The organism is Kibdelosporangium phytohabitans, assembly GCF_001302585.1.
Lineage (GTDB): Bacteria > Actinomycetota > Actinomycetes > Mycobacteriales > Pseudonocardiaceae > Kibdelosporangium > Kibdelosporangium phytohabitans.
On sequence record NZ_CP012752.1, the window covers coordinates 9,837,612 to 9,863,724 of the forward strand.

Consider the following 26,113-nt stretch of genomic DNA (forward strand, 5'->3'; position numbering starts at 1 on the left):
ATCGTCACCTGATCAGGTGATTTTGGGTCCTTGGTTGTCCCGGCGGGCCCGCAGCCGCCGTACTACCGGATGGACGACCACGATCACGAGCGAGCCCCACGCCACTCCGTGCAGCTCCAGTCCCCAGATCGAGATCGTCAGGTCGCCGACCCCGGCGATCACGGCCGCACCGGCGATCATGATCGTGACCGGGTTGGTCAGGTCGACCTTGCTCTGCGCCCAGATCCGCACCCCGACCATGCCGAGCAGGCCGAACAGCCCGATCCCGAGGCCGCCGACCACCCCTGGCGGCATCGTGTCGACCAACGCGGTCACCTTGGGCACGAACGCGAGCACGATGGCACACACCGCGGCCAGCGCGCACGCCGCCGTCGAGAGCACCCTCGTGCCGATCATCAGGCCGGTGTTCGCCGGGTAGGCCGTTGTTCCCGTGCCTCCGGAGGCGCCGGCGAGGGCGGTGGAGATGCCGTTGGCGATCAACGCGTCACCGATGCTGGGATCCAGGTCCTGGCCACTGCTCGTGGCGATGGCCTTGACGTGCGCGACAACCTCGGCGACCAGCACGAGCACGACAGGTACCGACAGCACCATCACGGACGGCAGCAACTCGGGCGCGTGGAACTCGGGCAGCCCGAACCACGGCGCGTCGATCAGCGCGTCGATCTTGGCTGACTCGATCCGCCCGGTCGCGATCGCGACGACCCAGCCCGCACCCACGCCGACCAGCACGGACAGCCTGGCGAGCAGCCCACGGGACAGCACGATGCACAGCAGGATGGCGCCGACGGTCACCGCGCCGATGCCGGGCTGGACCTGGAACGGACGCGCCGCGTACGGCGCCATGCTCAGCCCGATCAGCAGCACGAGCCCACCGGTCACCACGGGCGGCAGGACGGATTCGAGCAGACGCACACCCAGCGCCTTCACCGCGATGCCGAACACGATCAGGATGCCGCCGGCGACGAGGACCGCGCCGAGCTGGGCGGCGATCCCGTGCTGCTTGGCGGCGGCGAGCGGCGCCATGAACGCGAAGGAGGAGCCGAGGTAGCCGGGGACCCGGTTGCGGGTGACGACCAGGAAGACGATCGTGCCGATGCCGGAGAACAGCAACGTGGTCGTCGGCGGCAGGCCGACGGCGGCCGGGACGAAGATCGTCGCGCTGATCATGGCGGCCACGTGCTGCGCGCCAAAGCCCGCCATCAGCGGCCAGCTGAGTCGCTCACGGGCGCCGACCAGCTCACCGTCGCGTACCCGGCGGCCATCGCCGTGTACGGACCACAGCATCACTGTCGAGTCCCTTCCCCGCTGAACCTTGCGGGAATACTGCCACGTCAGGTAGCCGAAGACGCTACGTGACCCTCCCGTTATCACACGTTTGTCCTAAGGGCGCGGCAGGAAGATGCCACCGTGGGGTACAGGGAACTACGAAGAGTGACTCAATTGGCGCTACGGCGACTGGTCGTGATCATCCCCGGTTGTGGCCGGGACAGACCCGGCGAACCATCTGGACGACCGAGAGGGACTCAGCGACGGTCGGGAAAGATCTCACGCAAAGCGACCGCGAGACCGTGCAGACGGTCGGTCGCGTCGGTGAGCGCGTTGTTGTCCGGCCCACCGGCAGAACTGGCCGCGACGAGACGCCCCGCAGCCGCGATCAGCGTGCCGTAGCCCTCAAGACCTTCGTCGAGTTGCTCACGCATGCGGCGGACACCGTCGTCGAGCACGGCACGGTCCGCGGCCGGAGCCATGTCACGGGCACGCTCGACGGCCTGGAGTTCACCGGCGACCTCACGCAACGCGCTCGCGGCCTCGACGCCTGTGCGGCGGGCGTCCTCCACGGAATCCGCGGGAACCGCGCTACGCGGCGAGCTGAGCTGTCGTAGCAGGTCAGCCAGGACACGCTCGGCGTCCGCCAGGCGCTCCATCGGCTCCCGTGCCGCCGACCGCGCCGGAGGGAGCGTGGGTACTGCTGAAGGAATGGGTGTCTTGTTGAGGCGGCGCAGACGGCCGCCCGACTTCGCCCCCAGAGCCAGCGAGCCGAGCGCGAAGACGCCTGCCACCGCGCCGGACAACACTGCCGTGTCCGCTGTCCCGGTGGCGATCACCGCGCCGACGACTCCGAGCAGGAGCGCGAGGAAGATGAAGAACCACATCGCGGCGGCTGCGCGTTTCTTGCGGCGCTCCAGCTTGGCCGCCGGATCCGACCAGCGGCTCAGCTGGGATCGCACCTGATCGGCGACCGGGCCGCGTAGCTGCTTCTCCACGACCTGGCGAAGTTCGAGGAAATCGCCTCTACGCGGCCTGTCCACCGGTCACATCCTTTTCGCGTCAGTTGCCCTGAGGATTCGCCCGCTGCTCCTGCGCCACGCGCTGCTGGATCTCGGCCTGGATGTTGGCAGCCGGGTTCGCGGCGGTCTGCTGACCGCTCGTGACCTGCTTGGCACCGCCACCCGCCATCGACGCGCGGATCTGCTCCAGACGCGACTGACCAGCCATTTCGGTCGTGGAGGCCTGGACCTCCATCATCCGGCCCTGCACGGAGTTCTGCGCCAGCTCCGCCGATCCGAGCGCGGTGGTGTACCGCTTCTCGATCTTGTCGCGGACCTCTTCGAGCGACGGCGTGTTGCCCGGCGCGGCCAGCTCGCTCATCTGGTTGAGCGACTTCGAGACCTGCTCCTGCATCTTGGCCTGCTCGAGCTGGCTGAGCAGCTTGGTGCGCTCGGCGAGCTTCTGCTGCAGGACCATCGCGTTGCGCTCGACCGCCTGCTTGGCCTGCGCCGCGGCCTGCAGCGACTGGTCGTGCAGCGTCTTGAGGTCCTCGATGCCCTGCTCGGCCGTGACGAGCTGGGTGGCGAACGACTGCGCGGCGTTCTCGAACTGCGTCGCCTTGGCGTCGTCGCCCTTGCTGCGCGCCTCGTCGGCGAGCACGAGCGCCTGCCGGGCCGAGGCCTGCAGCTTCTCCACCTCGCCGAGCTGGCGGTTGAGCTTCATCTCCAGCTGGCGCTGGTTTCCGATCACAGCGGCGGCCTGCTGCGAGAGGGCCTGGTGCTGGCGCTGCGCCTCCTCGATGGCCTGCTGGATCTGTACCTTCGGGTCGGCGTGCTCGTCAATCTTGGACGAGAACGACGCCATGAGATACTTCCAGAACTTCACAAAAGGGTTGGCCATCTCCTCCGCCTGCCTTCTTGCGTACTTCGGCTGCCCACAGGCAACGACCCGGGTACCTGTCCAGGTTCCATCGTGTCAGGTGCGCGATTGTCGTTCCACCGGGCCCAGGGGTAAATCAGGGATGGCCCTGATCATCCACCACGGGTCGGCCCCAGGACACCGGGTTGACCTGGTTGAGACCTTTCTACACACACAGCACCGGCCGGGCTCGACGAACGAGCCCGGCCGGTTGGCATCAGTGCCTGCTCAAGCTGCGAAAACGCTGGCCCTGGCGATGTCGGGACCGATCCGGTGCGACAGCGCCGGCTGTATCCGCAGATCCTGCAGGGTGTCGCCGACCACAGTGTCCAGCCCGATGTCGCCCGCGCCGAGCAGTTCGTCCGGCACACCCAGCGATCCACCGTCGAGCGCCGCGCCCGACATGCTCGCCGACATGCTCGCCTCGCCGCTGCCGCCGCCGGTCGGGGCGGGGGTCTTCTGCGCGGGCTGTTCGGACTGCTGTGCCGATTCGAGCAGCTTCTCCGGGTCGATACCGCTCATGTCGTTCGCGACGTTGTAGAGCAGCTCCGGCAGCGGTAGCTCGAGCGCGTCACAGATCGCGGCCAGCAGTTCGCTGGACGCCTCCTTCTGCCCACGCTCCACCTCGGAGAGATAGCCGAGGCTGACCCGCGCGGTCCGGGAGACCTCGCGCAGCGTGCGGCGCTGGATCGTGCGGGCATGGCGGAGCCGATCACCGATCGCCTCACGCAACAGCACAGTCATCGCGCCTCCCTTCACCGGCGGGCCCGTGCCGACAACGTTACCGAGCTTGGCCGACATCACGCACCGACTTGACCCGTCGTACGCCAAGGGCGAACGACTGAGCGTGGCCGAATGTTCCCCCGTCAGGGTGCCGCGGCCCGACCGGCAAGCAGGTCGACGGCCGCGCGCACGCTCGCGGCGCGCACTTCGTGCCGGTCACCGCCGACCGTGATCGTCGACACGTTCGCGCCTGTCGGACCTGCGATGCCGACGTGCACGGTGCCCGGCGCGACGCCGTCCTGCGAGTCCGGCCCGGCCACACCGGTCAGTCCGATCCCCCAGGTCGACCCGCAGCGGTCACGCGCGCCGGTCGCCAGTTGGACGGCGACGCCGGGGTCGACCGCTCCCCGAGCGGCGAGCAAGTCCGGGTCGACTCCGGCCAGTCCCCACTTGAGGTCGGTCGCGTAGACCACGAGCCCGCCGCGCACGACAGCGCTGGCCCCCGGCACGGTGGTGAGCACCGCGGTGACCAAACCCGCAGTTAGCGACTCGGCTGTGGCGACCGTCTCACCGTTGGCCCGCATGTCGGCGATCAACGCGGCGAGTTTGCCCGCCGACAGGCCGACCGACTCGACGAGCGGGTTCACGCCGCCCGCCGCGCCCTGATGCCCTGGGCACGCAGCCGCAGCGCGCGGACCACGTAGTCCAGTCCGGTCGCCACGGTCAGCGCCACGGCGGCGAGCATGATGATCCACTGGACCACGTCGAACGCGAGTGGCAGCGGCGCGAGGTAGAAGCCGATCGCGACGATCTGGGTGAGCGTCTTGAGCTTGCCGCCGCGGCTGGCCGGGATGACGCCGTAGCGGATCACCCAGAAGCGCAGCAGCGTCACGCCGATCTCACGGGCCGCGATCACGATCGTCACCCACCAGGGCAGTTCGCCGAGGATGCTCAGCCCGAACAGGGCGGCGCCGGTCAGTGCCTTGTCCGCGATCGGGTCGGCGACCTTGCCGAAGTCGGTGACCAGGCCGTGCCTGCGAGCCAGCCAGCCGTCGAGCTGGTCGGTCAGCGACGCCACCGCGAACACGATCGTCGCGGTCAGCCGCCAGCCGAAGGACTCGCCGTCCGCGGCGAACAGGGCGAACAGGAAGACCGGGACGAGGACCAGCCTGCTGACCGTGAGGATGTTCGCGATGTTGAGCAGCGGCACGTGCCGCACGGGCACGGCCTGGACCGGTGGCGAGTCCGGTGGCGGTGTCTGGGAAGCCGTCTCGGGCGTCTCCTGCGAGGGATCGGCGGGCGCGGTGCTCACGTGACGACCTCGAGGGCTCGGACGACGAGATCGACCCCTTCGGCGTTCTCGACTCGGCATCGCACGAAGTCTCCAACGGCAAGTCCGGCGCCGCCCTCGATCACGCATTCGCCGTCAACCTCTGGGGCCTGATGGGCGGCACGACCAATCACTTCGTCGTCGGCCTGTTCGACCATCACGACCACCTCGTCGCCGACGCGGTCCTCGGCGCGCTCCGTGGTCAGCTGCTCGACCAGCGAGGAGATCCGCGAGACGCGCTCGGCGACGGTGTCGTCGTCGTGCTTGTCGTCGAAGCCCGCGGCCTCGGTGCCCTCCTCGTCGGAGTAGCCGAACACGCCGACCGCGTCCATCCGCGCGCCGATCAGGAACCGCTCGAGCTCCTTGAGGTCCTCCTCGGTCTCGCCGGGGAAGCCGACGATGACGTTGGTGCGGATGCCCGCGTTCGGCGCGAGCGCGCGGATCTGCGCGGTCAGCCCGAGGAAGCTGGCGCAGTCGCCGAACCGGCGCATCCGGCGCAGCACCTTGCCGCTGCCGTGCTGGAAGGAGAGGTCGAAGTAGTCGGCGACGCCCGGCGTGGTCGCGATGGTCTGCACCAGGCCGGGGCGGGTCTCGGCGGGCTGGAGGTAGGACACGCGGACGCGCTTGATCCCGTCGACCGCGGCCAGCCGGGTCAGCAGCCGGTCGAGGTGGTCCATGCCGCGGCCGAGGTCCTTGCCGTACGAGGTGGAGTTCTCGCTGACCAGGAACAGCTCGCGGGCGCCGTTCCCGGCCAGCCACTGCGCCTCGGCGACGATCTCGTCCGGCGTGCGCGACACGAACGCGCCGCGGAAAGAAGGAATGGCGCAGAACGTGCACCGGCGGTCGCACCCGGACGCGATCTTCAGCGCGGCCACCGGCGAGTCGTCCAGGCGCGTGCGCATGACGCGCGGGCCCCACCCGTGGCCGGGGACGGACAGTTCGGTGTCCTGGCGCTGCACGGGCGTGATGGGCAGCAGCGTGCGGCGGTCGACCGGTACGTGCGATTCGACCTGTTTGCCGTGCAGGACCTCGTCGAGCCGCTCCGCCAGCTCGGGGTACTCGTCGAAACCGAGGACGGCGGACGCCTCGGGCATGCTGTCGGCGAGCTCCTTGCCGTAGCGCTCGGCCATGCACCCGACCGCGACGACTTTGGCGCCGGTGTCGGCGGCGGCCAGCAGCGTGTCCACCGAGTCCTTCTTGGCCTGCTCGACGAAGCCGCAGGTGTTCACGACGATCACGTCGGCCGCGTCGGTCTCGGCCAGCTCCCAGCCGCTGCCGGTCAGACGCCCGGCGAGCTCCTCGGAGTCGACCTCGTTGCGGGCGCAACCGAGGGTGAACATGGCGACGCGACGCTTCGCGGTGGGGGAAGGCACCGAATCAGGGTAACCGCCCGTGGGACGAGACTCCGACCACAGTGGCAAGGCCGGAGCTCGTCACGATGGGGCGGCGCGGGAGGTGGCGGGCTAAATTGGGTGAACTCTAGGAACACACTGGTTGGGGCACGTGGACGACACGACGGTTGTGCGGCGCGCCCGCACCACGGATGTGCGGGCGATGAAGACGGTCATCGACCGGTACGCGGGCAAGGTCCTGCTGACGAAGCAGCTGGTCACGCTGTACGAGGACATCCAGGAGTTCTGGGTGGCCGAGCAGGGCGGCGAACTGGTCGGCTGCGGCGCGTTGCACGTGCTGTGGGAGGACATCGCCGAGATCCGCACGATCGCGGTGCTGCCGCAGACGCTGGGGACCGGGATCGGGCACGCGCTGCTGGAGCGGTTGATCGCCGCGGCGAAGGAGCTCGGCGTGTCGCGGTTGTTCGCTTTGACGTTCGAGGTCCGTTTCTTCGAGCGGCACGGTTTTCACCAGATCGAAGGAACACCGGTCAGCCCCGAGGTCTACGAGGAGATGCGCCGCTCGCTCGACCAGGGTGTGGCGGAGTTCCTGGACCTGCCGTACGTCAAGCCGAACACGCTCGGCAACAGCCGCATGGTGATGGAGCTCTAAGCGACCCATACGAAGTGCTGTGTGACCCCGGGCGCGCTGCGGACGTAGTTGAGGGCGTTCTCAGCCTCGGCGAGGGCGTAGTAGCTGCGGCCGTTCGCGGAGACCATGTGTGCGTCCTCCGCCAACGCGATTCCCCAGCCGGCGATCTCGGGTGCGTTGCCGTCCTCGTGCTCGATGACGATGGCGAACAGGCGAGGCGACTGGGAGACAACCAAAGCGGCGGCTCGCTCGCTCAGGTCGTTCTCGTCGACGAGCCGGCGTACGCGATCCTGGGTGTTCATCGGTGAAGCTCCTTGTCTGTCGGTGCGAGCAGGTGGCGACGGGCGATGAGCCACACGCGGCACGGGAACTTGCGGCCGCGGCGCAGCCCGGCTGAGCAACCGCGGCAGCGGCCGTGGCCGTCGGGCTGGTGCAGTTCGAGGATCTCCCGCATCGCCGCGGTGAGGCTGCGTAGCTCGACCACGGGCACGTCGACCCTGCGGGCCAACGAGTCCAGGCCTGCCAGGCGCACGACCATGGCGTCCCTCAGCACTGCGGCGAGCACGTGCGTCACGAGTACCTCCGTCGGTCGTGCTAATGTTCGGCGCTGAGCGCTTGCCAGCGATCAGCGCTACTCGCCAACCATAGGCCGAAGCAATGAGCAGCCGCAATGCGCTCGATGGGGTGACGTTCACGAACAAGGAGGACCGATGGCCAGTGTGCAGACTCGCCGGAAGCGCGCGCTTGGCGTGTTCCTGGTGCGGTTGCGCGAACAGGCCGGGCTGAAGCCGGACGATGTCGCCAAGCTCCTGCGCAAGAGCGCGTCGGTGGTGTCGCGGATCGAGACCGGCCACACGATGTGCGACTACTCCCGGCTGACCGCGATGCTCGGGTTCTACGGCGCCACGAACGCCCAGCGGCAGCAGGCGGAAGAACTGTGGGAGGAAGCGCACCAGGACGCGGCGCTGGTGGAGCACTCGACGGCGATGCCGCCGAAGTACCGGGCCTTCGTCAAGGCATGGGATGAGGCACTGGCCGCCCGGACTCTGGAGCAGACAATGGTTCCCGGTCCACTTCAGACACCGGCGTACCGGTCCCGGATATACGAGATCTCCACTCGGTTCATCGCGTCACCGATCGACGCCGAGCGAGACGCGGTGTCGATGGATCGCCGGAAGAAGCGCCTTGACGGGCCGGATGCGCTGGACTTCAGCGTCCTGCTCGACGAAGCGGTTGTCCGCAGGGCGGTGGGCGGGTCCGTGGTCATGGCGGACCAACTCCGCCATCTGCTGGAACTCGGTGAACGCCCCAACATCGGGATCAGGGTGATCCCCTTCGCGGCCGGTGAGTACGAGGTGATGACCGGCGCGGTGACCTGGCTCGGTTTCGCCCAGATTGACTACCCGGATGCTGTGTACCTGGAGTACCCGGGCGGAGGAGAATGGATCGAGAAGGCGAAGGATGTCGCCAAGTTCGCCAGATCGATCGAGGCCACGTTGCCGTTGACGCTGACGATCGAGGACTCGGCAGCGCTCATCCGGGAACAGGTCCAGGCGCTAGAGCGGGGATGATGAACACTCACGAGGAGTGGCGCACCAGCACATTCAGCGCGCCCAACAACAACTGCGTACAGCTGGCTGTCAGCCGTGACGCCGCTCGCGTCCGCGACAGCAAGAATCCAGGCACAGGCTTACTTGCCTTCGGCAGCACGGAGTTCACCACCTTCCTCACGTTGCTCAAGCGCTGACCACGAGGCGTCCTGTACCGAAGGACCCGTCCCGGTGTCCGCGAGGGCACGATCTCCGGCGTCCGCCGCGCTGCTTGCCATGGTTCCCATGGCTGCCGCGCGTCACCGAAATCATTTGCACCGCAAGGAAGACTCCTTGTTCGATTCGGTGAGGAGCCGGTGATCTCGTTGAGGAAAAGGGTGGTGCGCATTGTGGCAGCCGAGGCTGCCACAGCGGCAGCGGTCACGCTGACTGTGCCTGTCGGAGCCGCGTTCGCCATGGAAGAGGTCTACTGTGGAGACCGGACGAGAACGCGATGTGGGTGGACAGGATCTCAACCGGGAACGACATCTCCTATGCCGACAACAACGGCGAAGCAGTGGATGTCAGGCGGTGGAAGGACATCACCTACCCCCGCAACCCACCACACGTCATAGCGTTCAAGATCTGGTGAGCAGGCCGTGATGACGGACTTGCCACGGGGTGGCCGTGGCAAGTCCTGGCCTTCCTAGTGGCCCGTCTCGAACGTTGACAAGCCTTCTCGACGGCCCAGCTTCCCGCTGGCCGCGCCGCGGAAAGGCACTGGTACAACCCGGTACAAGCCCCTTCCTGCGGCACGCCCAGCGGAAACCATGAACCGCCGAATAGGACCAGCGACGTTCCGAGACGAGCCACTAGGTCACGAAGACCGTGAAGGCAGCGGTGCGCACTGTCCCGCCGACGCGGAACTCCAGGAACAGCCTGTGCTCGCCGCGTTCGGCGAAGTTCGCCTGGAAGGCCAGCTCACCGTCCGGCAGTGCCGTTCCCACGCGCTGCAACGGGTGCAGGTGCGTCACGGAGTGCAGGATCGCGTTGAACCCGGTCAGATGCCCGTACGCGCCAAGGTGTTCCTCGGGTGCGGTCACCGGCGCACCTGACGCGTCGGTGATCCGGAGCCGGACCGTGGACGGCTTGCCGACCGGCGGCTGGGCCGCGCCTTCCGGGCGTGTCACCACGAACCCGTCGACCGCGGCGCGAGCCGCGGGCTCCGGCAGCGGCACGAACGTCGTGTCGCCGGGGATGATGAACCCCGTGCCGAGCACGATGGGGTGCAGCGGATCGCGGCCGATGAACTCCGCGTACATCCGGTAGGCGCCGCCGTCAGGCACGGAAGCTGTCGTGTGCCAGGTGTCCCCGCGCAGTTCCGGGTGGACGTGCTGGTAGGCCTGCATGTCGTCGCGGACCACGAAGAAGTGCAGCTGCTTCGTCTGGTTCTCCGGGAACGACGTCTCCGGCTTGCCCGACGGGCCGATGATCTGGAACGCGATCGGCATCGCCGCACCGCGTTCCCGCGGGACCACGACGGGGTTGAACCTGAAGCCGTCCTGGTTGTCGGACAGCCCGTCGCTGTGCGGCACCACCGGCGGCGGGATGTGGTGCGCCGCGGGCGAAGGGCGGGTCACGACGTAGCCGACCACACCGAACACCAGCAGTACCAGGACTATCAGGCCGGTCCTGGTCGCCCAGTGGATCTCGCGCAACGAACACCTCCGGGGAAAACGCCGGTCTGACGGAGGGAACCGGCAGGGTGACCCCCTCCGCCAGACCGGCGCCGGTCAGCTGGTGAGAGTGGGCTTCACCAGCACAAGACCTTGCTCGATACCGCTGATGGCCACGGTTCCGCTGGCGTAGAACGGATGCACGTTCCACGCTCCGTTGAACCCGCTGCCGTTGCTGGACGGGTAGATGTCGAAGTACGCCACTTCGCTCAGCCGGTTCTGCGCGATCCCGGTGATGTCGAGGATCCGCAGGCCGGCGCGGTAGTTCGCCTGGTAGCTGTACTTGCCGATGATGTACTGGTTGTGGTCGGTCGCCTGGATCGTCGGCGAGGTGTACACGCCGGTGTTGATCGGGTTGTCCAGGTCCCGCACGTCCCAGATGAACGTCTTGGTGCCCGGCGAGTCCGAGTCGAGTTCGTCGTCGAGCAGCAGGCGCTGGTGGTCAGCGGTGAGCCAGCCCTGGTGGCTGTAGCGCACGCCGGTGTAGCCCTTGCGGGCGATCTGACGCGGGCTCGACTTGACCGTGACGTCGACGATGGTGAGCGTGTCGACGTTGTAGTTGAAGCAGATCTCACGTCCCTGGTAGGTCGTGTCCGTGCCGCGGTAGACCACGCACTGGTTCTCGTGGACATACCCGTCGTTGCTGACGCATCCCGCGTTGACCGGGCTCTTCGGGTTGCGCACGTCGACCATGTGCACGCCGCCGTTGCAGGTGTTCGAGCCGACTGCGTAGATGTAGCCGGTCTCGTTGTTGACGGCCAACGTGTGCGACGGGCCGAAGCCGGTGTAGCGGGCGTCCGCCGTGAAAGTCTGCGGAGATGTCACCGTACGCAGCCTCGTCAGGTCGAAGACCTGCATGCCGTGACCGCTGATGCTGTCCGCGCCGACGAACGCGTGGTTCGCGTGCACCTTGATGTCACGCCATGAGCTGCTGGTTCCGTTGTGCGACGGCAGGTTGCCGAGGTACTTCGGGCTCGTCGGCGTGGAGATGTCGACGAAGGAGGCCCCGTTGGACCTGCCCACGATCGCGTACTCCTTGCCCGTGCTGGAGTCCGTCCACCCCCACATGCTGTTGCCCTGACCGCCGCCGATGCTGGACAGGGGCAGCACCGACAGCAGGTCGACGTTCTTGCACGGGTACTGGCCGGCCATACCGTTCGTGCACGGGACAGCGGCTGCGCCGGTCACAGCGGGCGAGCGGTCCGGTGGCTGAAGGTCGGCGGCGAACTTCGCATGAGCCGCACGACCTTCGGGTGAGTTGGGGTCGTGCGCCGAAGCCGGGCTCGACATGATCGCGACGACACCGGCGGCCAGCAGGGCCAATCCGGTCAGCCGTTCCGGGAACCGCATAGCAGTACTCCATCCGCGCAGAGGCAGGGACGCGTTGGGCGATATGACGGTAAATCGCCAACCCACGAACCGGATGGGCCGATCGTCGGATATCACACTGTGTTAATTCACCAGATTTTCCCCATCAAGCCGTCACTCGGACATCGGCGAGGCATCCGGGCGCGGGAAAGCCCTGGTCACCCCGCCACCCGAGGCCGAGGCCGAGGCCGACGGACCGCGACCACAGCGGGGCGCCTCGCACCGGCAGCCGCCGCCGCGGGGCGGCCGACCACCGGACGCCCGCCGACGGAAGCCTGCCGCGGTCGGCAATCCTGATCGGCAGTCGCGGAATCGGCGAATTCCCGAGTTCGTACAGAACCGCACCGCGCGCCGGCGGCACCGTCTGCCGCTCCTCCCGGATCACGAAGAAACCGCAGGCAACCGGTTCATGTCGAAATTGCGTCCAGCACCTGAAAAATAGTCACACCTCGTGACGGTATTCACTTTTTCAACATCGATACAGACCGGTGCACAGGTGGTTTCTCGATCATTGCCCGCTCGGGATCAAGCAGACGCAAACGATATGTGCGGACAGCTCACCACAGCGAAACCCACCCGATCGGATGAACAACGGGCACACGCGCAGATGGCGGCGGTAGCATTCACGTTTCAGTTTCGTCACCAAATCGGGAGATGAGACCTCCGTGCGACCGAAACGAAGTCTTGCCGGTGTATTGATCTCCGTTTTCGCACTTTCCGGTAGCGCCGTCGTGGCCACCGCGTCCCCCGCTGCTGAGTCGGCGCGCTGCACGGTCGTCCTGCTGCCGCAGGCTGTCCGCGGGCAACTGTGCCTGCCTGCCAACAGCACGCCCAGGACCGTGCAACTGCTTGTCCACGGCAGCATGGACAACCGCGGGTACTGGGACCTGCCGGATGGCGACCGCTCCTACCAGCGCGACATGGCCACCTCCGGGTACGCCACGTTCGCGATCGACCGCCTGGGCTCCGGCGACGGCTCGCAGCCGCTGCGCTCAGCGGACGCAGCGGCATCAGTGGTGCACCAGGTCGTCGGGATGCTCAGGTCCGGCGCGGTCGGCGAAAACCGGTTCGGCAAGGTCGTGCTCACCGGCCATTCGACGGGTGCCGGCATCGTCGTCCGCGCCGCGGCGACCTACCGCGACGCCGACGGCGTCGTGCTGACCGGAATGACGGAACGGCTGGAGCCGACGTCCCTGGGCGCCGATGTGCCCGTCATGGTCGCCGACGGTCAGCAGGACGCGCCCTTGCACGCGGACGATCACCGCGCGGCGATCCGGGCGTGGATCCAGGGCAACGTGGACCTCTGATCGGCCATGACGGCGCCGCAGTCCCACCGCGGTCCAGCCCGGACCGAGATCGTCCGCAGCTGGGCCGACGCGGTCACCGCGCGGACACACGTCCCGCTGGGGGCCGGCGAGCTGCAAGAACGGCTCGCCGGTCTGCTCGACGACCTGATCGCCGCACTGACCAGCGACCCGTTCACCCCCGAGCGGGCGTACGACGTCGGGACCCGGCTGGCCGACGTGCGTTCCGGCGGAACGGAAGCCATGTCGTCCACAATGGACCTTATCGGTGCCTGGCTCGGCGCGGTGCCGGAACTGGCCGGGCTGCCGCACCACACGGAACGGATCTTCTCCGCAGCCGGCGCGCTGGCCGCCGGGTACTGCGAGGCGGCGCAGCAGGCCGTTTCCGCCCAGCAGGAGGAGCTGCACCAGGCGTCGCTCGGCGACACGCGGCGCAAGCTCAACGAGGTCTCGGCGGAACTGGACCACGTGCTCGACGGGTGCACCACGGCGATCGCGCTGACCGACCCGGACGGCCGGTTCCTGCGCGTCAACCACGCGTTGTGCGTGCTGCTCGGCTACGAGGAGAAGGAACTCGACCGGCACGACCTCTTCGACGTCGTGCCGCGCAAGGACGCCGCGCTGTTCCGTTCGCTGCTCGGCCGTGACACGCGCAACTTCCAGCGGCTGCAACAACTCGTCGGGAAGGACGGCGAGCTCGCCTGGACCCGGCTGACGTTGACGCAGCCGCAGCCCGCGGCCTTCGTGCTGGTTTTCGAGGACTACAGCGAGCTGCAGCTGCTGCGCAAACGCATGACGCACACGGCATTGCACGACATGCTGACCGGGTTGCCCAATCGCCAGCTTTTCGCCTCGACACTGGAAACCGTGCTGCGGCGCGGTGTCACGGTCTGCCACCTCGACCTGGACGGTTTCGCGACGCTCAGCCACGGGCTCGGCAGGCAGGTCGGCGACACCGTGCTCATGCACGTGGCGCACCGGCTGCGGGCCGCTGTGGCAGCCGAGAACACGCTGGTCGCCCGGTTCGGCGCCGACGAGTTCGCGGTGCTGATGCCGCTCACACAGCCGGAGATGATCGTGCGGCACCTGCGCAACGCGTTGCGACCGCCGATCGAGGTCGCCGGGCACCACATCGTCCTGACCGCCGCCATCGGCGTGGTGAACGCCACGAACGCGGACTCGGCGGACGTGCTCGCCGCGGCCGAACTGGCGTTGACGCGCGCCCGCGGTCTCGGCATCGGCCAGTGGTCGCTGCACGCCCCGGCCGACCGGGAACGCGCCACGTCCATCGCCGTCCTGCCGACCGCGTTGCGCACCGGCCAGGTGGAGGTGACCTACCGGCCGCTGCACCGGCTGCCGGGCAGGCAGCCGGTCGGCGCCGACGCGGTGCTGACGCTTGCCGGGTTGTCCCATTGGGACTGTGTGGTGCGGGCCGAGAACTGGTTGCTGCGCAAGGTGTGCTCGGCCGACCTCGGACTTCCGGTGCACGTCGGCCTGGTCACCGCCGACCCCGGCGAGGTCGAGCGGATCACGGCGCTGACCGGCACGCCACCCGACCGGCTGTGCGTGAGCGTCCCGGCTGGTGACCGGTTGCTGCCGTTGGCGGACACCGGTGTCGGGATCGAGATCCGCGACTTCGGCCTCGCGGACATCGCCTTCCTCGAAGCGTTGCCGATCAAGGCGGTCCGGCTCGACCGCCGCCTGCGCCACCCCGGCGCGTTGACCAGCAAGGCGTTGCGGCACGTCCTCGGTCTCGTGCGCGCGGCCGGGACCTCGGTCATCGTCGACGGCCTGCCGACGTGGCAGGACGCCGAACGCTGGCAGGAGCTGGGTGCGGATATCGTCGCGGTCGAGCAGAGCGACCCGGTGAGTTCCTGACCAGATGTGGGGCGTTCGACCGGCAACAGCCCGCGAAGACGGCACTAGCGTGCGTTTCCAACCGGTCAAGGGGAGGAAACGCGGTGGATCAAGGACAGTTGGACGCACGCAACGCCGCCCTGCGCGACCAGGTCGAGGACATGCTGACGGGACTGCGCAAGCAGACCAGTGACCTGAAGGCGGCACAGGAACAAGCAACGAACGCGACCGGGCAGGCACAGACGCCCGATGGCCAGGTCGCTGTCACGGTGAACGCGAACGGCGTGGTCACCGACGTCCGGTTCACGTCGTGGGCGTTGATCCGCAACACACCCGACCAGCTGGGAAAGCTGGTGGTGCGGACCATCCAGGCCGCCGCGGCGGACGCCCGCGCGAAGTCCGATGCCGCGCTCGCCCCGCTTCGGCAGAACCTGCCGGACCTGACGGATCTCTTCCCGGACGCGCCGTCGTTGGCCGCGTTGAACACCGCACCGCCGCCGTTGCCCGAACCAGGCAGCGGGCCGCCCGCGGCACCTGCCGCCCCGGCACGCCCGAGACCACAACCCCGCGCCGAAGAACCGGACGACGAACCGATCGGCTCGATCATGCAGCGGGGGTACCGATGACCAGCGCCGACATCCAGCCCGACGTACTGCGGGCCGCCGTGCCGAAGTTCCGGGCCGCGGGCGACGAGCTGGTGACAGCCATGAACACGCTTTTCGCCGGTGGCCAAGGCGAAGGAGCGCCATGGGGCGGCGACAAGATCGGCCAGGCGTTCGCCAAGGGCTACCTGCCCGCCGTCGAGGAGGCCCGCAAGGGGTTCACCAGCGTCAGCGCGTCGACCAGGGAAACCGGTGAGGCGCTCGAGATCGCCGCGCGCAAGTGGGAAGAGCAGGAGAACCGGACCAAGCGGAAGTACGGCGGCTGATGGGTATCGAGGTTCCCGGCGAGGTCAAATGGCTGGCCGCCAAGGTGATCGGCACGGACTGGCCGGAAGGCGACGAAACGGCGTTACGACGCCTCGCCGACCTGTGGGAGGACGCCGCCAAAGCCGTCGACGAGGTGGCCAAGGACGGTGACGCCGCCGCGAAGGCCGCGCTGCCGGGGATGAAGTCCGAAGGCGGCGAGAAGTTCCGGCAGCACTGGGACGGCTTCACCCGCGGCGGCGACGCGGACTACCCGAGACTGGCGGCGCTGTGCCGCAAGATCGCCGACGCCTGCCGCAAGAGCGCGACCAGCATCGAGTACACCAAGCTCAGCATCATCGCCGCGCTGATCATCCTGGCCGCGCAGATCGCCGCGCTCGTCGCGTCGGCCGTGGCCACCCTCGGGTCGAGCACGGCGGGCATCCCGATCGCGATGACGGCGACCCGGGTCGTGGTCATGAAGCTGCTGACCGAGCTGCTCAAGCAGATCGCCATCAACGTCGCCATCAACCTCGGGGTGGACCTGGGCATCCAGACCTACCAGGCGGCCTCGGGCAACCGCGACGAGTGGGACGCGGGCAAGACCGGCAAGGCGATCCAGGCCGGGGCGATCGCAGGCGCGGCGGGCGGACTGGTCGGCGGCGGGGCGACCGCCGCCAGCATCAGGGCCGCCAACAGACCCGTCACCAGACTCACCAACGAAGCCGGTGAGGAGATCGCCGAACAGCAGTCCCGCGTCTTCTCCCGGGCCGTGGCCAACACCATGGGCACGAACTCGTCGAACTTCGGCAGCGCCGCCGCCCGTGGCGCCGCGCAGGGCGCGACCGCCGGGGCGGTGGGCAACGTGTCGAACGACTTCGTCAACGGCAAGCGCGGCAGCGAACTGCTCGGCAGCGCGATCGCGGGCAGCTCGACCGGTGCCGTCGGTGGCGCGCTCGGCGGAACCGTCAACCGGCACGAAGGCCTGAAGGACGCGTACTTCCCGGACGGCCAAGGCCTCGACCACCGGGTCGACGGCGGTCCGCGCCACCGGCAGGACCCCGTCGAACCGACCGGTCCGTGGACCTCCACCCAGGCGCAGCGCATCCCCGACAGCCCGCCGAACAACGGCAACGACGAGGCCGACGACCACCCGGAGATCAGGTGGCGTCAGGGCTTGTAGGTGCCGAAGTGCCAGTGGTTGCCTTCCGGATCCCGTGCCGAGTAGTCACGTGAGCCGTAGGGCTGGTCGGTCAGCGGGTACGTGATCTCGGCGCCCGCCGCCGCCCTGTCGTGGTGCGCGTCCACATCGGACACCGCCGTGTAGACGGTGCACCGGACGTGTCTGAAGTCGTCGTGCGAGGTGTCGGCGAAGCCGTCCGGTGCTTCGCCGACCATCACGATGCCATCGCCGTAGCGCAGTTCGGCGTGCGCGATCCGGCCGTCGGGAGTGAGGTCGACCGCTGCCTTCTCGAACCCGAAGGCCTCGACAAGCCAGTCAACGGCCTTCACGGCGTCGCGGTAACGGAGTGTCGGGTAGAACATGACTGGGACGCTATGCCGGTGCGGGGAGGTCGGCTAGGAAAAATGGGATCCGCGCGGGCACGACCCCGGTGATCAGCTTGAAGTCCCGGTCCAGGTGGGAGTGGTCGTAGTAGCCGCACTCCTGCGCGATGGCGGCGATCGGCAGGTCCCCCGCGGTCAGCAAGCGCATGGCGTGACGGCAGCGCAGCACCCTGGCCAGCGACTTCGGCGGGACGCCGACGTGCGCGCGGAACTGGGTCAGCAGGTAGCGACGGCTGCAGCCGATCTCGTCGACCAGCGTGCCGATCGGGATCCGGCCCTCGCTCGCGGCGATCCGCTGGTAGGCGTACTCCACGAGCGGCAGCGGCGGGCGGCCCCCGGCCAGCCAGCGCGGCAGGACGCGGTCGGCCAGCGCGAACCGCGACGGCCAGTCCGGCAGCCCGGCCAACTGCTCGATCAGCAGCTTGGCCTTGCGGCCGAGCACGTCGTCCAGCTCGACGACGGCCCCGGCGAGCTCGTGCAACGGCAGGCCGAGCAGACGGCTCGCGCCGAGCGGACTGATCATGATCTCGAAGCCGTACTGCTCGCCGGCGTACTCGGTGTCGGTCCAGCTGTCCTCCACCGCGGCGACGAAACTGCCGTGCTCGCTGCCGCCGACCACCTCGATCCGCGGGCCGAAGCTCATGATCAGCGCCACGTCACCGGTCGGGATCTCCCTGCGGCGCACCGGCACGAGCGAGTTCTCCCGGTAGCCGACGTACTTGCGGACGACCCCGCGCAGCGGCGCGGCCGGCTGCTGGGCGGCCATCTCCCACCAGCCGGTCTCCGAACACGAGCGGAGGACCCGCATGGTGTCTGTCTACCACGGGCCGAATGCCGGAGCGGTTCTCGACCACCGTTCGAACGTTCGTGAACAGCGTGCGTCCCGACGGGGAATCTTGAACCCCGGCCGAGATTAGGGGTAGCGCTGGGGCTCGCTGGTCAGCACAGTGATACTGATCGGTAAGTCCACAAGGGAGTCAGACGTGCCCAACCTGCTCAAGCGCGCCTCAGTTCTCTCCGCCAGCGCCCTCACCGCGATCGTGCTCGGCACCGGAACGGCCCACGCGGCCCTCACCCCGGCCCAGCTGGCCTCGGTGACCGACGACTACTCGTTCTCGAAGTCGTTGTCGCAGTTCAACTCGATCCGCGACAACCGCCCGTACGCCGACCAGCTGGACTGGTCGTCGGACGCCTGCTCGTGGTCGCCGGACAAGCCGTTCGGCTTCGACTTCAAACCGGCCTGCCACCGCCACGACTTCGGCTACCGCAACAACAAGCGCCAAGGCCGCTGGAACGCGGACAAGAAGCTGCGCGTGGACGACAAGTTCAAGGCCGATATGTACTCGATCTGCGGCGGCAACATCGCCTGCAAAGGTACGGCCAACGTGTACTACGCCGCCGTGCGCAAGTGGGGCACCTGAGTAGTCTTGGCGGGTGCTCGAGTCCCTCGCGCTGGCTGTCGGCCGTCAAGTAGCCAAACACGCCACCCGAGCCTGGCTCGGGCACCGCACCAAGTCGCTCGAACGCACCTCGTCGTTGCCCGACCTGCTGGCAACAGGGGTGACCGACCAGTTCGCCCGCCGCAAACTGGCCCGGCAACTGGAGGACATCGGTGACCAGGTCGCCCAGCGGATAACGCCGTTGGCCGGCGAGTTCCCCGGACTTCCGGACAACGAGAAGGCCGCCGCACTGGAGGCGGTGGTCTCCTCGTTGGCCGGGTTGGATGACTCGCTGCTGTTCGGCGTGGATCTGGACGGGACACGGCTCGCCCGCGCTGTCCGTCAGCCTGTGCGTGATTCGAATGAGCCTGCCCGGGCGTTGTACAACCGCGTTTTGGATGAGACGTGCGTGTGCTTGGTGAGCGTGATCAAGCATTTGCCCGCGTTCACACCTCGTGCGTTGACCGAGGTGCTGTCTCGCCTCACGCGCATCGAGTCCGTGTTGGAGCAGTTGCCCAGGACCGCGCTCGACTCCCCCGGTGAGTTCACTTCGCGGTATCTGTCGTTCGCCGCTTCGACACTCGACTCGCTCGAACTCTTCGGTGTCGACACTCGCCGGTACAAGCCGCAGGTCTCGGTGACCGTGGCGTACCTGAGCCTGTCAGTGTCCTCCGGTGAGGAGAACCTCCGGGTCGAGCACGCGCTCGAGGACAGTTCCCGGACCCTGGTCCGCGGACCGGCTGGTTCAGGTAAGACCACCTTGCTGCAATGGATCGCGGTCAACGCCGCCCGGCACAGCCTGCCGGAGACACTGGCGCGGTGGAACAGCAAGGTGCCGTTCCTGATTCGGTTGCGCAGCTATCCGGATGGGCACCTGCCGCAGCCGCAGGACATGGTCGCTGCCAACGCGGCCCCGATCGCGGGCCAGGCTCCGGAAGCCTGGGCCCACTCGCTGTTCGACTCCGGGGACGCGTTGCTGCTGGTCGACGGTGTCGACGAGCTACGGCCGGAGCGCAGGCCCAAGGTCCGCAAGTGGCTGGCCGACCTGCTCACGGCGTTCCCCGGCGTGCACGTGATCGTGACGTCCCGGCCGAGCGCCGCAGAGCCGAACTGGCTCAGGGACTTCCGCTCGCTGGTGCTGGAACCGATGACCCCGTCGGATGTCTCGGCCTTCTGCCGCCGCTGGCACGCCGCGATCCGGGAAGGCGATCATCCACCAGATCTCGACGACTACGAAACCGCGTTGGCCCGGCACCTGGAAAGCCGCCGTCATCTGCGGACACTGACCTCCAGTCCGTTGTTGTGCGCGTTGCTGTGCGCGCTGAACCTGGACCGTCACAAGCAGCTCCCGCCCGACCGGATGAAGCTGTACGAGGCGTCGCTGGATCTGTTGCTGGAACGCCGGGACGCGGAACGCGGAGTGCCTGCCGCGCAGGACATGCAGCTCGACACCAAGGCGAAGGTGACCGTCCTGCAGCACCTCGCGTGGTGGCTGACCTTGAACGGCCGCGCGGAGGCCAGTGTCGACGAAGCGGTCACCCAGGTGGAGCGGGCCATCAGCCGGATGCCGGACGTGTCGACGGACGCCGAGCCGGTGCTGCGGTACCTGCTCGACCGCAGCGGGGTGATCCGGGAACCGGTGGTCGGCCGGATCGACTTCGTGCACCGGACGTTCCAGGAGTACTTGGCGGGCAAGCAAGCCGCCGAGGAACACCTGACGGACTTCCTGGTCCGCAACGCACACCTGGACCAATGGCGGGAAACAGTGGTGATGGGCGCCGGGCACGCCGCCGTTCCGCTGCGCAACGATCTGCTGAACTCGTTGCTGGACAGGGCAGGCCGGGAGCAACGGCATGCGCGACGGCTCAGGTTGGTGGCGGCGGCCTGCCTGGACACAGCGCACACGATCGCGCCCGAGGTGATCGGCAGGGTCGATGACGCGTTGCAGAACCTGCTGCCACCACGCCGGAAGAACGAGGCACGCTCACTGTCGCTCGCCGGCGACCGGCTGCTGCGCAAACTGCCGTCAAGCCTGGACGGACTGACTCCGGCCCAAGGTTCGGCCTGTGTGCGTACCGCGGCCTTCGTCGGCGGGCAGGAGGCCATGCGTCTGTTGAGCGGCTACGCGAGCACGCCGCACGATGACGTGCAGTGGGAACTGGCCAAGGCGTGGCGCTACTTCCCGCCCGAGCAGTACGCCGCCGAAGTGCTCGCGGACGCACCGCTGCGCGGGGGCGTCATCGAGGTCGACAAGATCGAACACACCGCCCATCTCGGCCTGCTGCGCCACCTGGACTACGTGTTCCTCGGCATCGACGACGAGGGCAACGTCAGCGACCTCGGTTTCCTGACCGGCATCCCCCACCTCTCGCGGCTCGCCGTGACCATCGACGGTCCGGTCGACCTGGGGCCGCTGGCCGAGCACCGGGATCTCCGGGGAATCGAGCTCTACCCGGGCAACGGCCACCCGGTCGGCCTCAACGTCCTGCACCGGCTGCACTCGCTGATCACGCTGGGGCTGCCGCTGTCGGACGACACCAGCGATCTGGAGTTCGTCCGCGGACTGCCCGCGGTCACCGTGCTGCAACTGCTGGCGTGCCACGGCCTCGAGGACCTGTCGGCGCTGGTGGACATGCCCGCCCTGCGAAGCCTCGTACTGCGGGGCGCCAACCGGCTGCCGCCGATCCGCCTGCCGGAATCCGCCACCAAACTCTGGCTGCACCAGATCGGCGAACTGGCGACGAGCGAACTCGTCCCCGTCCTGCCGCAGCTGCGGGAACTGGCGCTGTACCGGTGCCCGACCGCCGCCGACCTGACTCCCTTGGCGGGATCCGGTATCGCCACGCTCGACCTGACCGACTGCGCCGTCACCGATCTGCGGCCGCTGCTGGAGATGCCGTCCCTGCGTGAGCTGTCCGTGGACACCGACCGCCCTGTGGACTTCAGCCCGCTGGCCAACTGGACCGGGACTCTGCGGCTGTCGGTGACCGCCGCCCAGGCCGAGCGGATGCCACCGCTCGGCCCAAACGTGACCGTGAAAGTCCTCCGCTAGCGAGTCCGCTCCAGCAGCGCGAACAGGTTCTCCCAGTGCCGCTTCTCGCCTTCTTCGTGGTGCATCGCCGTGTCCGACATCGTGAAGCCGTGCGGGGCACCCTCGTACAGCTCGGAGCGGTACGTCACCCCGGCCGCGTCCAGTGCCGCCTCAAGGACCTCGATCTGCTCCGCTGACATCGCGTGGTCCTGGTCGGCGTGCGCGAAATACGCCTCGCCCGTGATGTTCCCGACGCTCAGGTGCGGGCTGTCGGGTTCGTCCGTTGCCAAGCTGCCCGCGTGGAACGTTGCCACGGCTTTGATCCGTGACGGGTGCGCCTCGATCGCGCGCAGCGCGTTCGTGCCGCCCATGCAGTAGCCGACCACGACCACCTGCTCCGCGGACACGCCCGGCTGCGCCGCGAAGAAGTCCAAATAGGACTCCGTGTCCGCCGCGATCCGCTCCGCGGTCAGCTGCTGGATGTTCGGCATGATCCTGCCGAAAAGAGCACTTCGCTTCTCCGGGTCCGCCATGTCCGCCATGTCGAACTGCGGGCACCGTCCGCCGCGGTACAGGATGTTCGGCGCCAGCACCGCGTATCCCCGCTCCGCTATCCGGCCGGCCATCTCGAAAAGCCTCGGCCGCAGACCGAACGCGTCCTCGAACAGCAAGACGCCGGGATGCGGCCCGCCCTCGGGGACGACCAGGTACGAATCGGCTGTTCCGTCCTTTGTGGGCACATCGACCACCATGCGTGGAAACTCCCTCACCACTGAAAGTTCACCCTCGTGGCGAGGCTACTCCGCACCTTCCGGCTCGGCGCCGCCGCCGCGGATCGAGAACAGCACCGACTCCAGTTCCTCCGGTTTGACCAGAACCTCCCGTGCTTTCGAGCCTTCCGACGGCCCGACCACACCTCTGCTCTCCAACAGGTCCATCAACCGGCCCGCCTTCGCGAAGCCGACGCGCAGCTTGCGCTGCAACATCGACGTCGAGCCGAACTGGGACGTCACGATCAACTCGGTCGCCTGCAGCAGCACGTCCAGGTCGTCGCCGATGTCGGCGTCGATCTCCTTCTTCTGCCCGCCGCCCGCGCTCGTCACGCCTTCGGTGTACTCCGGCTGCGCCTGGTCCTTGGAGAACGCGACGATCGCCGCGATCTCCTCGTCGCTGACGTACGCGCCCTGCACGCGGATCGGCTTCGACGCACCCATCGGCAGGTAGAGCGCGTCACCCATGCCGATCAGCTTCTCCGCACCCGGCTGGTCCAGGATCACGCGCGAGTCGATCAGCGACGACGTGGCGAACGCCAGCCGCGACGGCACGTTCGTCTTGATCAGGCCCGTCACCACGTCCACCGACGGCCGCTGCGTGGCGAGCACCAGGTGGATACCGGCGGCACGGGCCTTCTGCGTGATCCGGACGATCGCGTCCTCCACGTCCCGCGGCGCGGTCATCATCAGGTCCGCGAGCTCGTCGACGATCGCCAGGATGTACGGGTACGGCCGGTACTCGCGCTCGCTGCCCGGCGGAGCGGTGATCTCACCCGACTTCACCTTCTTGTTGAAGTCGTCGATGTGCCGGACCCGGTTGACCTGCATGTCCTGGTAGCGCTGCTCCATCTCCTCGACCAGCCACGCCAGCGCCGCCGCGGCCTTCTTCGGCTGCGTGATGATCGGGGTGATCAGGTGCGGGATGCCCTCGTAGGGCGTCAGCTCGACCATCTTCGGGTCGACGAGGACCATCCGCACCTCGTCCGGCGTCGCCCTGGCCAGCAGCGACACCAGCAGCGAGTTCACGAAGCTGGACTTGCCCGAACCGGTCGACCCCGCGCACAGCAGGTGCGGCATCTTGGCCAGGTTCGTGGTGACCATGTTGCCTTCGATGTCCTTGCCGAGGCCGACGACCATCGGGTGCGCGTCGTTGACCGCGGTCGGCGAGCGCAGCACGTCGCCGAGGCGGACCATCTCGCGGTCGTTGTTGGGCACCTCGATGCCCACCGCCGACTTCCCGGGGATCGGGGCGAGCAGCAGGATGTTGTCGGTGGCCACCGCGTACGCGATGTTCTTGGTCAGCGCGGTGATCTTCTCGACCTTCACGCCCGGCCCGAGCTCGACCTCGTAGCGGGTCACCGTCGGGCCCCTGGTGAAGCCGGTGACCTGGGCGTCGACGTTGAACTGGTCGAGCACGCCGGTGATCGCCTCGATGATCATGTCGTTGGCCCGGCTGCGGCTCTTGGGCACGTCGCCCTCGGTCAGCAGCGTCGGCGGCGGCAACTGGTAGTCGCCTTCCACGACCCGTGCCGTGGCCATCGGCAGCTTCTCCTGGACCGCCTGCTTCTTGGCCTTCGGCTCACGTGGCGGCTTCGGCGGCTGCTGCTGCTGGGGCTCCTGCGCGGGTGGCGGCGGTGGCGGCTCTTCGGCGGGCGGCTCGGCCATGGACGCCTGGCGGCGCCGGGACGGGCGGCGGAGCTTGACCTCGGCAGGCTCGGCAGGCACTTCCTCCTGCTGCTCCTCGGCGATGTCGTCGGGATCGCGGCCGAGCTCACGCAGCCGGTCCGGGATCTGCTTGATGGGTGTGCCGGTGAACAGCAGGACGCCGTACGCCAGTGCCAGGATCAGCAGCGGCAGCGCGACCCACGCCGAGACGCCCTTGGCGAGCAGGCCGCCGGAGACGTACCCGAGGAAGCCACCGCCGAACATCTGGGCGGCGTTCGTCTCACCGCCGTTGAGCAGGTGCAACATGCCCAGCAGCGCGAACGTCATCAGCAGCGAGCCGATCACCAGCCGCGGCCGGGCGTCGGACTTGGGGTCCGAGCGCATCAGCGTGACCCCGATGACGATCAGGACCAGCGGGAACGCCACCGCGCCCGCGCCGATCACCGACCGGACGCCGATCTCGACACCGCGCCCGATCGGACCGGCCGCGCGCCACCAGACCGCCGCGGCGATGACCACAGCGAGCGCGATGTACCCGAACGCCAGGCCGTCACGCCTGTGCGCGGGGTCGAGATCCTTGGTCTTGCCCAGGGTGCGCGCCAGCCCACCGGCGCCTTTGGCCAGCAGGTTCCACGTGCCCTTGACTGCTTTTCCCGCGGTCGGCTTCGACTTTCGCGGGGCAGGCCGCGCCGCGGCAGGCTTGCGGGCCGCCGCAGCGGGCTTCTTGCGTGCGGTGGTGCTCTTCTTGGCGGTTGTGGACCGGCTCGTCGCCATGCGCCCCACGGTAGTCGCTTCACCCGTCTCTGTGGTCCCAGCTGTCACACGCCAGCCCAGGTCGCAAGGCGATGACCCAGGCATGCCATGCTCCGGTCCATGGTTGCGCTGTACCGGGACGGAGACGAGCCGACACGCCGCACGGGGCCGGCTTCGCCCATTGCGCCGGTCTGGCGGGGAATGCTGGAGACGAACCGGGGATTTGTCGCACTGGCCGGCAACCTCGAAGTGACCGGGTCCGTACCGCGGGAGCTGCGGGACGGACCGCTGGTGCTCGCCCCGAACCACATCGGCGTGTTCGACCCGTTCGTGCTGACCAAGGCCTGCTACCGGATCGGCATAGCGCCCAAGTTCATGCTCGCGGCCGGCCTGCTCGACACCCCGGTCGTCGGCTGGGGCCTGCGGCACGCGGGGGCGCTGCGCGTGGAACGCGGCCAGTCGACGGTGCTCGAGTCCTTCGCCAAGGCCGTCGAGGCGATCAAGCTGGCCGAGGCGCCGCTGCTGGTCTACCCGGAAGGCCGGGTCACGCACGAGCGCGGCATGTGGCCGGAGCGCGGCAAGACGGGCGTCGCCCGGATCGCGCTGGCCGCGAACGCCAAGGTGGTCCCGGTCTCGCAGTGGGGCGCGCACGAGGCGGCGGTGTGGGGAACGGAGACGGTCAAGGGCTGGTCGGACGTCAAGCCCGTGCTGGCGTCGTTCGTGCGCGCGATGGTGCGGCGCCCGACGTTCAAGGTGCACTTCGGCGACCCGGTCGACCTGTCCGGCCTGTCGGCGGACAAGCCGGGCGACGCGGTCCGCGCGCACAAGCGGATCATGCAGGCGATCACCGACAACCTGGTGAGACTGCGGCCGGACGAGCCGGACATGCCCGCGTTCCACGACCCGACCAGGCCGACGGACACCGTCTCGCCGTGGCGATCGTGAACGCTGTGTAGCCGAATGCA

At 68.5% G+C, this 26,113-nt stretch carries 27 protein-coding genes and 1 pseudogene; 12 read left to right on the forward strand and 16 right to left on the reverse strand.

Annotation, left to right across the window (positions count from 1 at the left end; all coding sequences use genetic code 11):
- Positions 1 to 12: 12 nt before the first annotated feature.
- The 7 genes from AOZ06_RS43835 to rimO all read right to left on the reverse strand — a co-directional run bounded on the left by AOZ06_RS43835 (position 13) and on the right by rimO (position 6,579).
- A complete protein-coding gene (locus AOZ06_RS43835; protein WP_054294761.1) occupies positions 13 to 1,284 on the reverse strand; it encodes a uracil-xanthine permease family protein in 1,272 nt (423 codons plus the stop codon).
- A gap of 239 nt (positions 1,285 to 1,523) precedes the next feature.
- Entirely contained in the window at positions 1,524 to 2,309 is a 786-nt protein-coding gene (pspM, locus tag AOZ06_RS43840) for a phage shock envelope stress response protein PspM (protein ID WP_054294762.1), read from the reverse strand.
- A gap of 19 nt (positions 2,310 to 2,328) precedes the next feature.
- Complete coding sequence (locus AOZ06_RS43845) at positions 2,329 to 3,168, reverse strand: PspA/IM30 family protein (protein ID WP_054294763.1); 840 nt, start codon at positions 3,166 to 3,168, stop codon at positions 2,329 to 2,331.
- Positions 3,169 to 3,414: 246 nt separating this feature from the next.
- Positions 3,415 to 3,930 carry a helix-turn-helix domain-containing protein gene (locus tag AOZ06_RS43850; protein ID WP_054297369.1) on the reverse strand — a complete coding sequence of 172 codons (516 nt, stop codon included), beginning with the start codon at positions 3,928 to 3,930 and terminating at the stop codon, positions 3,415 to 3,417.
- A gap of 122 nt (positions 3,931 to 4,052) precedes the next feature.
- Positions 4,053 to 4,493 (reverse strand): CinA family protein, encoded by a 441-nt coding sequence (locus AOZ06_RS43855; protein WP_054297370.1) that lies wholly within the window; start codon positions 4,491 to 4,493, stop codon positions 4,053 to 4,055.
- 59 nt (positions 4,494 to 4,552) lie between these two features.
- The gene (gene pgsA / locus AOZ06_RS43860) at positions 4,553 to 5,221 is read right to left on the reverse strand and encodes a CDP-diacylglycerol--glycerol-3-phosphate 3-phosphatidyltransferase (protein ID WP_054294764.1); all 669 of its coding nucleotides are present in this window, start codon (positions 5,219 to 5,221) and stop codon (positions 4,553 to 4,555) included.
- Entirely contained in the window at positions 5,218 to 6,579 is a 1,362-nt protein-coding gene (gene rimO, locus AOZ06_RS43865; protein WP_054294765.1) for a 30S ribosomal protein S12 methylthiotransferase RimO, read from the reverse strand. Before rimO ends, pgsA begins: the two co-directional genes overlap by 4 nt.
- A gap of 163 nt (positions 6,580 to 6,742) precedes the next feature.
- On the opposite strand from rimO, the gene AOZ06_RS43870 reads away from it, so the two are divergent.
- Positions 6,743 to 7,243 (forward strand): amino-acid N-acetyltransferase, encoded by a 501-nt coding sequence (locus AOZ06_RS43870; protein WP_054294766.1) that lies wholly within the window; start codon positions 6,743 to 6,745, stop codon positions 7,241 to 7,243.
- Here AOZ06_RS43870 and AOZ06_RS43875 read toward each other — a convergent pair.
- Positions 7,240 to 7,524 carry a hypothetical protein gene (locus tag AOZ06_RS43875; RefSeq protein WP_054294767.1) on the reverse strand — a complete coding sequence of 95 codons (285 nt, stop codon included), beginning with the start codon at positions 7,522 to 7,524 and terminating at the stop codon, positions 7,240 to 7,242. The two genes, AOZ06_RS43870 and AOZ06_RS43875, sit on opposite strands and share 4 nt — an antisense overlap.
- Complete coding sequence (locus tag AOZ06_RS43880) at positions 7,521 to 7,796, reverse strand: hypothetical protein (protein ID WP_054294768.1); 276 nt, start codon at positions 7,794 to 7,796, stop codon at positions 7,521 to 7,523. The genes AOZ06_RS43875 and AOZ06_RS43880 overlap by 4 nt, the downstream gene beginning before the upstream one ends.
- 136 nt (positions 7,797 to 7,932) lie before the next feature.
- Between AOZ06_RS43880 and AOZ06_RS43885 the strand changes: the two genes are divergently transcribed.
- The 3 genes and pseudogenes from AOZ06_RS43885 to AOZ06_RS58215 all read left to right on the forward strand — a co-directional run.
- Positions 7,933 to 8,793, forward strand: coding sequence for a helix-turn-helix domain-containing protein (locus tag AOZ06_RS43885; protein WP_054294769.1), 861 nt, complete (start codon positions 7,933 to 7,935; stop codon positions 8,791 to 8,793).
- A complete protein-coding gene (locus AOZ06_RS53215; protein ID WP_063810220.1) occupies positions 8,793 to 8,969 on the forward strand; it encodes a DUF397 domain-containing protein in 177 nt (58 codons plus the stop codon). The genes AOZ06_RS43885 and AOZ06_RS53215 overlap by 1 nt, the downstream gene beginning before the upstream one ends.
- 200 nt (positions 8,970 to 9,169) lie before the next feature.
- Positions 9,170 to 9,403, forward strand: a pseudogene (locus tag AOZ06_RS58215) (beta/gamma crystallin domain-containing protein); the annotation flags it as partial.
- A 220-nt stretch (positions 9,404 to 9,623) separates the two neighbouring features.
- On the opposite strand, the gene AOZ06_RS43890 reads toward AOZ06_RS58215, so the two are convergent.
- The 3 genes from AOZ06_RS43890 to AOZ06_RS43900 all read right to left on the reverse strand — a co-directional run bounded on the left by AOZ06_RS43890 (position 9,624) and on the right by AOZ06_RS43900 (position 12,240).
- The gene (locus AOZ06_RS43890; RefSeq protein WP_054294770.1) at positions 9,624 to 10,469 is read right to left on the reverse strand and encodes a hypothetical protein; all 846 of its coding nucleotides are present in this window, start codon (positions 10,467 to 10,469) and stop codon (positions 9,624 to 9,626) included.
- A 75-nt stretch (positions 10,470 to 10,544) separates the two neighbouring features.
- On the reverse strand, positions 10,545 to 11,837 hold the full coding sequence (locus AOZ06_RS43895) for a choice-of-anchor B family protein (protein WP_054294771.1): 1,293 nt from the start codon (positions 11,835 to 11,837) through the stop codon (positions 10,545 to 10,547).
- 124 nt (positions 11,838 to 11,961) lie between these two features.
- Positions 11,962 to 12,240 carry a hypothetical protein gene (locus AOZ06_RS43900; RefSeq protein ID WP_054294772.1) on the reverse strand — a complete coding sequence of 93 codons (279 nt, stop codon included), beginning with the start codon at positions 12,238 to 12,240 and terminating at the stop codon, positions 11,962 to 11,964.
- A 346-nt stretch (positions 12,241 to 12,586) separates the two neighbouring features.
- Here AOZ06_RS43900 and AOZ06_RS43905 point away from each other — a divergent pair, with 346 nt between their 5' ends.
- The 5 genes from AOZ06_RS43905 to AOZ06_RS43925 all read left to right on the forward strand — a co-directional run bounded on the left by AOZ06_RS43905 (position 12,587) and on the right by AOZ06_RS43925 (position 17,104).
- Positions 12,587 to 13,162 carry an alpha/beta hydrolase gene (locus AOZ06_RS43905; protein ID WP_054294773.1) on the forward strand — a complete coding sequence of 192 codons (576 nt, stop codon included), beginning with the start codon at positions 12,587 to 12,589 and terminating at the stop codon, positions 13,160 to 13,162.
- A gap of 6 nt (positions 13,163 to 13,168) precedes the next feature.
- The gene (locus AOZ06_RS43910; RefSeq protein WP_054294774.1) at positions 13,169 to 15,037 is read left to right on the forward strand and encodes a diguanylate cyclase domain-containing protein; all 1,869 of its coding nucleotides are present in this window, start codon (positions 13,169 to 13,171) and stop codon (positions 15,035 to 15,037) included.
- Positions 15,038 to 15,120: 83 nt separating this feature from the next.
- A complete protein-coding gene (locus AOZ06_RS43915) occupies positions 15,121 to 15,642 on the forward strand; it encodes a YbaB/EbfC family nucleoid-associated protein (protein ID WP_054294775.1) in 522 nt (173 codons plus the stop codon).
- Positions 15,639 to 15,944: a WXG100 family type VII secretion target gene (locus AOZ06_RS43920; protein ID WP_054294776.1), complete on the forward strand. Its 306-nt coding sequence runs from the start codon at positions 15,639 to 15,641 to the stop codon at positions 15,942 to 15,944. Before AOZ06_RS43915 ends, AOZ06_RS43920 begins: the two co-directional genes overlap by 4 nt.
- Complete coding sequence (locus tag AOZ06_RS43925; RefSeq protein WP_054294777.1) at positions 15,944 to 17,104, forward strand: WXG100-like domain-containing protein; 1,161 nt, start codon at positions 15,944 to 15,946, stop codon at positions 17,102 to 17,104. Before AOZ06_RS43920 ends, AOZ06_RS43925 begins: the two co-directional genes overlap by 1 nt.
- On the opposite strand, the gene AOZ06_RS43930 is transcribed toward AOZ06_RS43925, so the two are convergent.
- Together AOZ06_RS43930 and AOZ06_RS43935 are read right to left on the reverse strand one after the other, a co-directional pair.
- Positions 17,092 to 17,466 (reverse strand): VOC family protein, encoded by a 375-nt coding sequence (locus AOZ06_RS43930; RefSeq protein ID WP_054294778.1) that lies wholly within the window; start codon positions 17,464 to 17,466, stop codon positions 17,092 to 17,094. The genes AOZ06_RS43925 and AOZ06_RS43930 overlap by 13 nt on opposite strands.
- Before the next feature lie 10 nt (positions 17,467 to 17,476).
- A complete protein-coding gene (locus tag AOZ06_RS43935) occupies positions 17,477 to 18,295 on the reverse strand; it encodes a helix-turn-helix transcriptional regulator (protein WP_054294779.1) in 819 nt (272 codons plus the stop codon).
- 175 nt (positions 18,296 to 18,470) lie between these two features.
- Between AOZ06_RS43935 and AOZ06_RS43940 the strand changes: the two genes are divergently transcribed.
- Together AOZ06_RS43940 and AOZ06_RS43945 are read left to right on the forward strand one after the other, a co-directional pair.
- Entirely contained in the window at positions 18,471 to 18,908 is a 438-nt protein-coding gene (locus tag AOZ06_RS43940; protein ID WP_169799069.1) for a phospholipase, read from the forward strand.
- 13 nt (positions 18,909 to 18,921) lie between these two features.
- Positions 18,922 to 21,978 carry an NACHT domain-containing protein gene (locus tag AOZ06_RS43945; RefSeq protein ID WP_054294780.1) on the forward strand — a complete coding sequence of 1,019 codons (3,057 nt, stop codon included), beginning with the start codon at positions 18,922 to 18,924 and terminating at the stop codon, positions 21,976 to 21,978.
- On the opposite strand, the gene AOZ06_RS43950 is transcribed toward AOZ06_RS43945, so the two are convergent.
- Both AOZ06_RS43950 and AOZ06_RS43955 read right to left on the reverse strand, forming a co-directional pair.
- Entirely contained in the window at positions 21,975 to 22,709 is a 735-nt protein-coding gene (locus AOZ06_RS43950; protein ID WP_157233574.1) for a dienelactone hydrolase family protein, read from the reverse strand. The genes AOZ06_RS43945 and AOZ06_RS43950 overlap by 4 nt on opposite strands.
- A 45-nt stretch (positions 22,710 to 22,754) precedes the next feature.
- A complete protein-coding gene (locus AOZ06_RS43955; RefSeq protein ID WP_054294782.1) occupies positions 22,755 to 25,169 on the reverse strand; it encodes an FtsK/SpoIIIE family DNA translocase in 2,415 nt (804 codons plus the stop codon).
- A 99-nt stretch (positions 25,170 to 25,268) separates the two neighbouring features.
- On the opposite strand from AOZ06_RS43955, the gene AOZ06_RS43960 reads away from it, so the two are divergent.
- Positions 25,269 to 26,093, forward strand: a complete 825-nt coding sequence (locus AOZ06_RS43960; protein ID WP_054297372.1) for a lysophospholipid acyltransferase family protein — start codon at positions 25,269 to 25,271, stop codon at positions 26,091 to 26,093.
- The last annotated feature ends 20 nt before the right edge of the window (positions 26,094 to 26,113 follow it).

Bases quoted from the DNA above. Each gene is read 5' to 3' on its own strand.
- AOZ06_RS43910 (WP_054294774.1), top strand. From the start codon at position 13,169: ATGACGGCGCCGCAGTCCCACCGCGGTCCAGCCCGGACCGAGATCGTC.
- AOZ06_RS43850 (WP_054297369.1), bottom strand. From the start codon at position 3,930: ATGACTGTGCTGTTGCGTGAGGCGATCGGTGATCGGCTCCGCCATGCC.
- AOZ06_RS43845 (WP_054294763.1), bottom strand. From the start codon at position 3,168: ATGGCCAACCCTTTTGTGAAGTTCTGGAAGTATCTCATGGCGTCGTTC.
- AOZ06_RS43875 (WP_054294767.1), bottom strand. From the start codon at position 7,524: ATGAACACCCAGGATCGCGTACGCCGGCTCGTCGACGAGAACGACCTG.
- AOZ06_RS43835 (WP_054294761.1), bottom strand. From the start codon at position 1,284: ATGCTGTGGTCCGTACACGGCGATGGCCGCCGGGTACGCGACGGTGAG.
- AOZ06_RS43955 (WP_054294782.1), bottom strand. From the start codon at position 25,169: ATGGCGACGAGCCGGTCCACAACCGCCAAGAAGAGCACCACCGCACGC.
- AOZ06_RS43885 (WP_054294769.1), top strand. From the start codon at position 7,933: ATGGCCAGTGTGCAGACTCGCCGGAAGCGCGCGCTTGGCGTGTTCCTG.
- AOZ06_RS53215 (WP_063810220.1), top strand. From the start codon at position 8,793: ATGAACACTCACGAGGAGTGGCGCACCAGCACATTCAGCGCGCCCAAC.
- AOZ06_RS43855 (WP_054297370.1), bottom strand. From the start codon at position 4,493: ATGCGGGCCAACGGTGAGACGGTCGCCACAGCCGAGTCGCTAACTGCG.
- AOZ06_RS43930 (WP_054294778.1), bottom strand. From the start codon at position 17,466: ATGTTCTACCCGACACTCCGTTACCGCGACGCCGTGAAGGCCGTTGAC.
- rimO (WP_054294765.1), bottom strand. From the start codon at position 6,579: ATGTTCACCCTCGGTTGCGCCCGCAACGAGGTCGACTCCGAGGAGCTC.
- AOZ06_RS43920 (WP_054294776.1), top strand. From the start codon at position 15,639: ATGACCAGCGCCGACATCCAGCCCGACGTACTGCGGGCCGCCGTGCCG.
- AOZ06_RS43925 (WP_054294777.1), top strand. From the start codon at position 15,944: ATGGGTATCGAGGTTCCCGGCGAGGTCAAATGGCTGGCCGCCAAGGTG.
- AOZ06_RS43960 (WP_054297372.1), top strand. From the start codon at position 25,269: ATGGTTGCGCTGTACCGGGACGGAGACGAGCCGACACGCCGCACGGGG.
- AOZ06_RS43895 (WP_054294771.1), bottom strand. From the start codon at position 11,837: ATGCGGTTCCCGGAACGGCTGACCGGATTGGCCCTGCTGGCCGCCGGT.
- AOZ06_RS43950 (WP_157233574.1), bottom strand. From the start codon at position 22,709: ATGGTGGTCGATGTGCCCACAAAGGACGGAACAGCCGATTCGTACCTG.
- AOZ06_RS43935 (WP_054294779.1), bottom strand. From the start codon at position 18,295: ATGCGGGTCCTCCGCTCGTGTTCGGAGACCGGCTGGTGGGAGATGGCC.